Here is an 8,669-nt window from a genome sequence, read left to right on the forward strand (position 1 = left end):
GCCGCGCCGGCTCCCGCCCCGGCCACCGAGCTTACCGACGGCGAAGCCAAGGCGCTCATCCTCGCGCGGCTGCTTGGGGAATCCATTGACGACAACGCCCCCGGCGCGGAACTCAGCACCGACGAGGTCATGGCCCTTATCCGCCCCGCCCTCGACCGCCTTGTGCGGCAGATTGAGCGCACCTTCAACCACTACGTCAACGCCGAAGGCGGCGACGCGGTCCGCCGCATCCTGCTGTCCGGACAGGTGGCGGCCAGTGCGCCCATCCGAAACTTTCTGTGCGAGCAGCTCTCGTTGGACTGCGGCCTCTTTGATCCGCTTGCGTCGTCCACGCTTGCCAGCGCCGAAACCGCGCCGCCCCGCTCCGAAGCGCGGCGCATGGAGTTCAACCTTCCTGCGGCCCTCGCCTTCTCGGACACGGCAACCACCCCGAACCTGCTGCGCAACTACGCCCAGCGCGACCGGGACTGGCAAGCCGCACGGCAGGCGCGCATCATCTACGCGACCTTCCTCGCCGCCATCGCCCTGCTGGGCGGTGTGTTCGGCTGGCAGAGCATGCAGGAAAGCGCCGTGCAGACCAAGCTGGACGCCGTCAACAGGCAAATTGCCGCCTACGCCCCGCCCGTCAACGAGCAATTGCTGCTCAAGATGGCGTCGCAGGTGCAAAACAAACAGCGCGACCTCAAGGCCCTCGCCCGCAAGTACGAGGGGCTGGCCGTTCTGCGCGAGGTCGGCACCCTGACGCCAGAGGCCATTAAAATCCGGCAGCTGGACCTGACCCTCGGGGCCGAAGCCGCGCCTAAAAAGGACAAGCGCGCCCGCCGCGCCCGCAACACCGAGCCGCCGCGCCTGCTTGTCCTTGAAGGCACCATCCCCGACGCCGAAGAGTCGCGCGACTCCATTCTGGCGTCCTACATCGTCACCCTGCAAAGCTCGCCGCTGTTCTCGGACCCCGTGGTCCACAGCCGCGAACTGGTGGGCCGTGGCGCCAATACGGGCCTGCACTTCATCCTGCACGTCAACGTGGAAAGGTAGCCGGACATGCCCAGCACACCCACACTCACCAAACGCAACATCCTGCGGACCGTCATCTGCGTGGCCATTGCCGCCGGATTCTTTGCGCTGCTCAACTTCCGCACCGCCGCCAGCACAGCGGCCCTGAAGGACGACATCGTCAAGGCCGAGGCAACGCGCCAGCGCCAGAAAATTCTGTTCCCGGTGTACGCCGAGTTCGCCAAAACGCTCAAGACGCGCGCCTCCACCCTGCCGCTGCCCGAGCCGACCACCCTCACCAACGACCGCATCGGCGGCGTCCAGCCCGACATCAGCGCGCTGGCCCGCAGCTGCAACCTGACGCCCCAGTCCGTGGTGTGCGACCCGCTGTCGCTGGCCATGGAGACCGGGCGCATGGCCGTGGACATCACCGTCACCGGCACGCTTGAGGACTTCCGGCAATTCTACGTGGAGCTTGGCGCCCTGTCCTACCTGCGGCGCATCGAGCACATGCGTGTGACCGAGGCCCCCGGCGAAACCCGCTTCCAACTCAAGACATGGGTCGCGGTTCAAAGCGGCTAGCCGATACGAGGGAGAAGACACATGCAAAAGCGTGAAATTGTACTCATATGCCTCATGGGCGCGGCCATCCTTTATGGCGGCTATACGCTCCTGTTCGGCACCACCACCCGCGTGGACGCCACGGCCAACGCCGTGGCCGCCGCCGACCTCAAGGCCATGGTCCGCGAAATGCGCACCTCCGTGGCGAAAGAGCACCCCAGCGAGCTGGATATGTACAAAATAGCCCTCGCCGAGGGCACGGAAATCGCCGACCCGTTCCTCAAGGTCGTCCTGTCGGATAGTGACGTCAAAGCCCAAGACGTGCTGGTGACCACCAACAGCACGGACTTTACGTACAGCGGCTTTGTCAAGCTGGGCAGCCGCAGGCTGGCCATCGTCAACGGCGAGGAATTTGGCGTGGGCGAACGCCTGAACGAGGAAGGATGCTTCGTGGTCGCCATCGGGGAAGATGCTCTCCGGCTGGAACGCCCCGAAACAGCAGGTGGCATGAGAGAACACATCATCGTCCCCATCACCGAGGACACCATAACCTTCACCGAGGACAGAGATGCGCAGAGAACTCCGCAGCACTAAGATCATTCTGCTCGGCGCCCTGACCCTGTGTCTGGCACTGGTCATCACCGGTTGCGCCCACGACAAGGACTCCATGGACACCAAGCACTTCCTCGACAAGTGGAAGACCATCGCGTCGCAGTCGCAGGGCTACTCCCCGGCGTACAAACCCCACAAGCAGGAAGCCATCATCCCCGCTCAGGAGGACACCGCCGTCATCGAGGAGCGCGAACTCCCGGACATGGAAGCGTCCCTCAGAATGCACGACGCCAACATCGTGGCCGTTCTGCAGGCCCTTGGGCGCATCGCCGACCAGAGCATCATCGTCAGCCCCAACGTGGCCGGCTCGGTGAACGTCAACATCGTCAAGCAGCCCTGGAAGGAAATCTTCCAGAGCATCATCAAGACCAACGGCCTGACCTACGAGTGGCAGGGCGACATCCTGCGCGTTATGACGCCGGATGACCTGGAAACCGCCATCAAGCTGAGCGAACTGAAAAACCGCCAGCCGCTGGCCTCCACCCTGCTCAAGGTCCGCTACGCCGACGCCGCCGGCCTCAAGGAGAACCTCAACAAGCTCCTCACGCAAGACAGCGAAGGCAAATCCCGCGGCAACGTTGAGGTCAACGAGCACAGCAACTCCCTCATCGTGCAAGCCGTGCCCGAAGACCTGCGCAAGATCGTCAGAATCGTCGAGTATCTCGACAGGCCAAGCCGCCTTATCCGCCTCAAAGCGCACATTGTGGAGACCAACTCCGACACCGCGCGTGAACTGGGCATCCAGTGGGGCGGCGCCTACAAGAGCGACGGCCTCGGCGGGCATAACAACAACATGTGGGTGCTCCCCGGCGCGTCCGGTGGCGCCACAGACACCGACCCCATCGCGGGCGGCAGCACGCCGAACCTGAACTCCGGCGCAACGGGCAACTCCGGCCACGGCATGGTGTCCAACTTCATCCCCAAGGGCTTTCCTGAGGATGGACGCGGCATGAACCTTGGCCTGATGTTCGGCCACCTTGGCGGCAACATTCTCGAAGCCCAGCTTGCCGCACTGGAAGAGGACAACAAGCTGCGCATCCTCTCCAGCCCGTCCATCTCCACGCTGGACAACCAAACCGCCTTTACCGAAAACGGCGCGGAAGTGCCCTATATCTCGCTGGACGAAGCCGGCAACGCCGACGTGGAATGGAAGGACGCCACCCTGCGTCTGGAAATCACCCCCCACGTCATCGACGACGAGACCCTCAAGCTGAAAATCCTCGTCAAAAAGGACGAAGTGGACCAGACCCGCGAGGTGCAGGGCAACCCCTACATCATCAAAAAGCAGACCGAGACCACCCTCGTCACCCGCAACTCCGACACGGTGGTTATCTCCGGCCTGACCAAGCGCCGCACCAGCAAGGGCGACTCCGGCGTGCCCGGCCTCAAGGACGTGCCCGGCCTTGGCGCGCTGTTCTCCAGCGACAGCAGCTCCAGCGACCTCGAAGAAGTGCTCATCTTCATCACCCCGACCATCCTCGCGGAATGGACGCCCAACTTCGAGACCAAGACCATCGACCAGCTTGAAAAGGAATACGACGAAAAAGTCGCCAAGGAAAAGGCCGAGGCAGAAGCCGAGGCCGCAGACGGGGACCTCTAGGCCCCGGAGGACGCACCAGCGCGCGCCATGGAATACTACGGCATACTTGGCTTTGGCAGGGAGCCTTTCTCCAACTCCCCGGACCCGGACTTTTTCTATCAGTCCGAAGGGCACATGGATTGCCTGCACCGGGTGGAGATAGCCATACGCCTGCGGCGCGGCCTGAATATCGTACTCGGTGAGGTGGGCCTCGGGAAGACAACCCTCTGCCGCCAGCTTCTGCGGAATCTGGATGTGGAGGACGCCGAGACCCACCTCATTTTGGACCCGTCCTTCGACTCCTCGCGCGAGCTGCTCCGCTGGCTGTGCACGGAGTTTACGGGCGAGGCCCCCGGCCCGGAGGCCGGCTCGTGGGAAATGAAGGAAGCCATCAAAAACGCCCTGTTCACCAAAGCCGTGGACAAGGGCGCCCTTGTGGTGCTCATCGTGGACGAAGGGCAGAAAATCAGCGCGGATTGTCTGGAAATCCTGCGCGAACTGCTCAACTACGAGACCAACAGCGCCAAGCTCCTGCAAATTGTCCTCTTTGCCCAGCCCGAGTTTACCACCCTGCTTCAGGCCATGGACAACGTGCGCGACCGCGTGAACGAGCACATCACCCTGCGCCCCCTCACCCTTGCGGAGACCACGCGCATGGTGGAACACCGCATCGCCCTCGCGGCGGAGACGTACGACACGCCGGTGCTGTTCTCGCGCGGGGCCTACACGGCGCTGTACGAAGCCACAAGCGGCCACCCGCGCAAGGTGGTCTCCCTGTGCCACAAGGTCATCCTCGCCCTTATCATGAAGAAGGGCACCAAGGCGGACGCCGCCCTTGTGCGCGCCTGCGCCAAAAGCCTCCCCGCACCGGTGCGGCGCGGCATGCCCCGCTGGGCGCAGGTCGTGCTTGTCGTTGCGGGCTTTGCCACCCTCGCGGCGCTGACGCCGCAGGTTCGAACCGGCGTCTCGCACCTTGTGGCGCAGTATGCCGCCCCGCTTGCGGGCCAGCGGCTGGATGCCAACACCACGGTGCGGGCCTCGGCCCTGCCGCCCTCGGTGGCTGTTTCCGCCAACGCCACGGCGCCGGAAGGGGCCGAAGACTGGACCACACCCGGCACCGCCGCGGCAGACAATGCCACCACAGCCCCGCAAACCGAGGTCCCGGCCCCCTTTGAGCCGCCGCGGTATCTGGGCAGTGTGCCAGTGCCGCACCGGGAGTCGCTGTCCATCATGATGGCGCGCATCTACGGCGCCTACGCCGAGGCAGACCTGCCGCCGGTGCTGACGGCCAATGCCCAGCTGACGGACCCCGACATTATCGAACCGGGCCAGTACCTGCGCTTTCCGCGCATTGCCAGCTATCCGGCCAAGAGTCTGCCGCCCGTCTTCTGGGTGGAACTCGCCCGAAAGGCCACCCTGCGCGATGCCTACGCCGCGCTGCACGAGGACTGCACTGCGTGCCGCATCCTCGCCTATTTTTCGCCCCGCACAGGGCTGACGTTCAGCGTCATCCGCCGCGCCGCCTACGCCACCAAGGACGCCGCGCAGATGGCCCTTACCGCCCTGCCGCAGGACCAGCGCGCTTCCGCGCAGATTCTTGGCGGCAACACACCGGGCATGATCTATTTCGGCGGAACGGGCTTTACGCGTACCATCGCGGCCCGCTCCGGCGCTTAACCCTGCTCCGGCAGGCATACACGCGAAACCCGCGTCTGGAGAGACACATGAGTGTTCGCAAACGCTTACGACTTGGTGAAATGCTTGTTCAGGCCGGAATGCTTGGCGACAACGAGCTTCCGGGCATCCTTAAGGAGCAGTCGGCCTCCGGCATGCGCCTTGGGCAGTTTCTGGTCCAAAAGGGCTACCTGAAAGAGTCACAGATGGTGGAACTCATCAGCGAACAGCTGGGAATTTCCATCTACCGTCCGGACTCCTACCCGCTGGAGGTTGGCGCGGAATCCCTCGTGCCTGCCGAACTGGCGCAGAAGCATCACCTTGTGCCCCTCAGCCGCAAGGGCCGCCTGCTCACCGTGGCCATGACCGACCCCATGGACATCAACGCCATTGATGCCGTGGAAATCTACGCCAATATGGAAGTGGACCCGCTCATCTGCACCGAGCGCGAGTTGCAGGAGCTGACCTACGCCACCTACGGCATCCAGTCGGACATCGACGACGTGCTGGAGTCCATGGAAAATCTGGACGTGGAGACCGACGAAGGCCCGGACCTCGCCGCCCCCGACGAGGACATTGCCGTGGACTCGCTGGAGGGCGCGGCCAAGGAAGCCCCGGTCATCAAACTGCTGAACTCCATCCTCTCGCAGGCCGTGCGCGAGGGCGCGAGCGATATTCACATCAGTCCGGAAAAGAAATTCATCCAGCTGCGCTTTCGTGTGGACGGCAAACTGCGCGAGGTCCCGGCGCCGCCCAAAAAATATTTCCTGCCCATTGTCTCACGCGTGAAGATTCTGGCGCACATGGACATCGCGGTGTCCCGCATTCCGCAGGACGGGCGCTTTTCCTTCCAGTTCGAAAAAAAGGAAATCCACGTCCGCGCGTCCAGCCTGCCCACCATCCACGGCGAAAATATCATCCTGCGTCTGCTGGCGCGCGACGGCGACGTCGCCAAGCTGGAAGACCTCGGCATGAGCGAGCCGGACTACGCCAAGGTCCAAAACGCGCTGTCTAAGCCCTACGGCATGATTCTGACCACCGGCCCCACCGGCAGCGGCAAGAGCACCAGCCTCTACGCCGCGTTGAAACGGCTGAACAACTCGGACATCAATATCGTCACCCTTGAGGACCCCGTGGAATACCGCGTGCCCAAGATCCGGCAGGTGCAGCTGAACCGCCGTGCGGGCATGACCTTCGCCAGCGGCCTGCGCTCTATCCTGCGTCAGGACCCGGACGTCATCCTCGTTGGCGAAATCCGCGACGCGGAGACGGCGGGCATTGCCGTACAGGCCGCCATGACCGGCCACCGTCTGCTCTCCACCCTGCATACCAACGACGCCGCAGGCGCCGTCACCCGCCTCATCGACATGGGCATTGAGCCGTTCCTCGTCGCCTCCACACTGCTGGTCTCCATTGCCCAGCGTCTGGTGCGCAAAAGTTGCCCGCACTGCCTTGAGGAATACCAGCCCCCGGCGCCGGCCCTGCGCGCCATGGGCCTGCCCGAGTCCGGACACACCTACTACCGGGGCAAGGGCTGCCGCATGTGCAAAAACACCGGCTACGCCGGACGTGTGGCCGTCTTTGAGGTGCTGGAAATCGACGAACCCATTCAGGACCTCATCATGAATCGCGCCTCGGCGGCGGACATCACCCGCGCGGCCGTTGCCGCCGGAACGCTGCACACCCTCAAGCATGACGCCGCGCTCAAGGTCCTGCAGGGCGTGACAACCCTTGAAGAGGCCGCCTCAACCGTCCTCATCTAAAAGGTCCACACAGTATGCAGAAGTACAAATATCAGGCACTGACGGATAGCGGCTCCTCCATCACGGGCGTGGTGGAGGCCGAAAGTCAGGAAATGGCCATGGAACTGGTCGTCTCACAGGGCTACATCCCCTCGGATGTGCGCCCGGCAGGCATCGGCACCGGACTCAGCCTGAAAAAGCTCGACGAAGTCATTGCCACGGTCACGGCCAGCGACCTCATCCTGTTCACCAAGCAGTTCAGGACCATGGTCAACGCGGGTCTGTCCATCCTCAGCGTTCTTGAAGTGCTGGAACAGCAAACCGAGAACCCCAAGCTGAAAAAAGCCGTCATCAGCATGGAAAAGGACATCCGCCAAGGCTATTCGCTGTACGAGGCCTTCAGCAAATTCCCGCACATTTTCGACAACCTCTATTGCAGCATGCTCCGCGCCGGCGAAGTCAGCGGTAACCTGTCCGAGGTGCTGGAACGCCTCATCTACATCATCCAGCACGAATTCGAGATCAAACAGCAGATCAAATCCGCGTTGACCTACCCGGCCATCGTGGTCACGGCGCTGTTTGGCGCGTTCCTGTTCCTCTTAACCTTCGTCATCCCGAAATTTATGGGCATTTTCCGCTCCGCGGGCATTGAACTGCCCATGCCCACCAAGGTGTGCATCTTTCTGTACGAGGGACTGAACGCCTACTGGCCGTTCATCCTCGGCGGGACCGTGCTGGGCGTTGTCGCCCTTGTCATGTACGTGCGTACGCCGCAGGGACGCCTTGTGAAGGACACCGCGCTGCTCAAATCCCCGCTCATCGGCAAAGTGATGCTCAAGGCCGCCATGTCGCGCTTTGCAGCCATCTTCGCCCTGCTGCAATCCAGCGGCGTGTCCGTCATCCACTCCGTGGACGTGTTGTCCAAGACCATCGGCAACGCCGCCATTGAGCGCGTTTTCGAGGGGCTTAAGGACGAACTGCAAGAGGGCAAGGGCATTTCCAAGCCGCTGCGCTCCTCGCCGTTCTTTACGCCGCTCATCATCAACATGATCGCCATCGGCGAAGAGTCCGGTAATCTTGATGAAATGCTGCGCGAAGTCGCCGCTCACTACGACTACGAGGTGGAATATCAGGTGAAGAAGATGGCCGAACTCATTGGCCCGATTCTTATCCTTGTTCTGGCCGCTGTCGTGGGCTTCTTTGCGCTGGCAGTGTTCCTGCCCATGTGGGACCTCACCAAAATGGCGGGGTGATGCTATGCGGCTGCGCGTCGGTCTTGGTTTTCTGGTTCCCTTCGTCCTTGCCGGGGCGACGGTGTTTGCGGTCCTGTTCACGGACCGCGTGCTGACCTATGTGCACCCGGGGTTTGCCCATAATCCCGAGGCGCGGCTTGCCGCGCTGTGCATTGTGGCGGGCGGGGTGTGCTTTGTGGCCTCCCTGCTGGCCTTTCGCTGGCTTACGGGCCCGCTCCAGCGCTTTTTGAAGCGGGCGCGGGCCATCAGCATCCT

8 protein-coding genes are annotated in these 8,669 nt (G+C 63.1%); all 8 read left to right on the top strand.

Annotated elements, in window-relative coordinates; all coding sequences use genetic code 11:
- On the top strand, window positions 1-1,035 hold a 1,035-nt coding region (locus ACY69P_RS10900), incomplete at its 5' end, for a hypothetical protein (RefSeq protein WP_462327487.1).
- A 6-nt stretch (window positions 1,036-1,041) separates the two neighbouring features.
- Window positions 1,042-1,575 (top strand): hypothetical protein, encoded by a 534-nt coding sequence (locus tag ACY69P_RS10905; RefSeq protein ID WP_459900915.1) that lies wholly within the window; start codon window positions 1,042-1,044, stop codon window positions 1,573-1,575.
- A gap of 21 nt (window positions 1,576-1,596) precedes the next feature.
- Window positions 1,597-2,148, top strand: coding sequence for a hypothetical protein (locus ACY69P_RS10910; RefSeq protein WP_404843514.1), 552 nt, complete (start codon window positions 1,597-1,599; stop codon window positions 2,146-2,148).
- A complete protein-coding gene (gene pilQ, locus ACY69P_RS10915; protein ID WP_462327488.1) occupies window positions 2,123-3,766 on the top strand; it encodes a type IV pilus secretin PilQ in 1,644 nt (547 codons plus the stop codon). The genes ACY69P_RS10910 and pilQ overlap by 26 nt, the downstream gene beginning before the upstream one ends.
- A 27-nt stretch (window positions 3,767-3,793) precedes the next feature.
- Window positions 3,794-5,422 (top strand): AAA family ATPase, encoded by a 1,629-nt coding sequence (locus ACY69P_RS10920; RefSeq protein ID WP_462327489.1) that lies wholly within the window; start codon window positions 3,794-3,796, stop codon window positions 5,420-5,422.
- Between the two features lie 47 nt (window positions 5,423-5,469).
- Window positions 5,470-7,182, top strand: a complete 1,713-nt coding sequence (locus ACY69P_RS10925) for a GspE/PulE family protein (RefSeq protein ID WP_462327490.1) — start codon at window positions 5,470-5,472, stop codon at window positions 7,180-7,182.
- Window positions 7,183-7,196: 14 nt separating this feature from the next.
- Window positions 7,197-8,414 (top strand): type II secretion system F family protein, encoded by a 1,218-nt coding sequence (locus ACY69P_RS10930; RefSeq protein WP_459900909.1) that lies wholly within the window; start codon window positions 7,197-7,199, stop codon window positions 8,412-8,414.
- A gap of 4 nt (window positions 8,415-8,418) precedes the next feature.
- The coding region (locus ACY69P_RS10935; protein WP_462327491.1) for a hypothetical protein at window positions 8,419-8,669 on the top strand (251 nt) is incomplete at its 3' end.

It is taken from the genome of Desulfobaculum sp. (assembly GCF_054921475.1).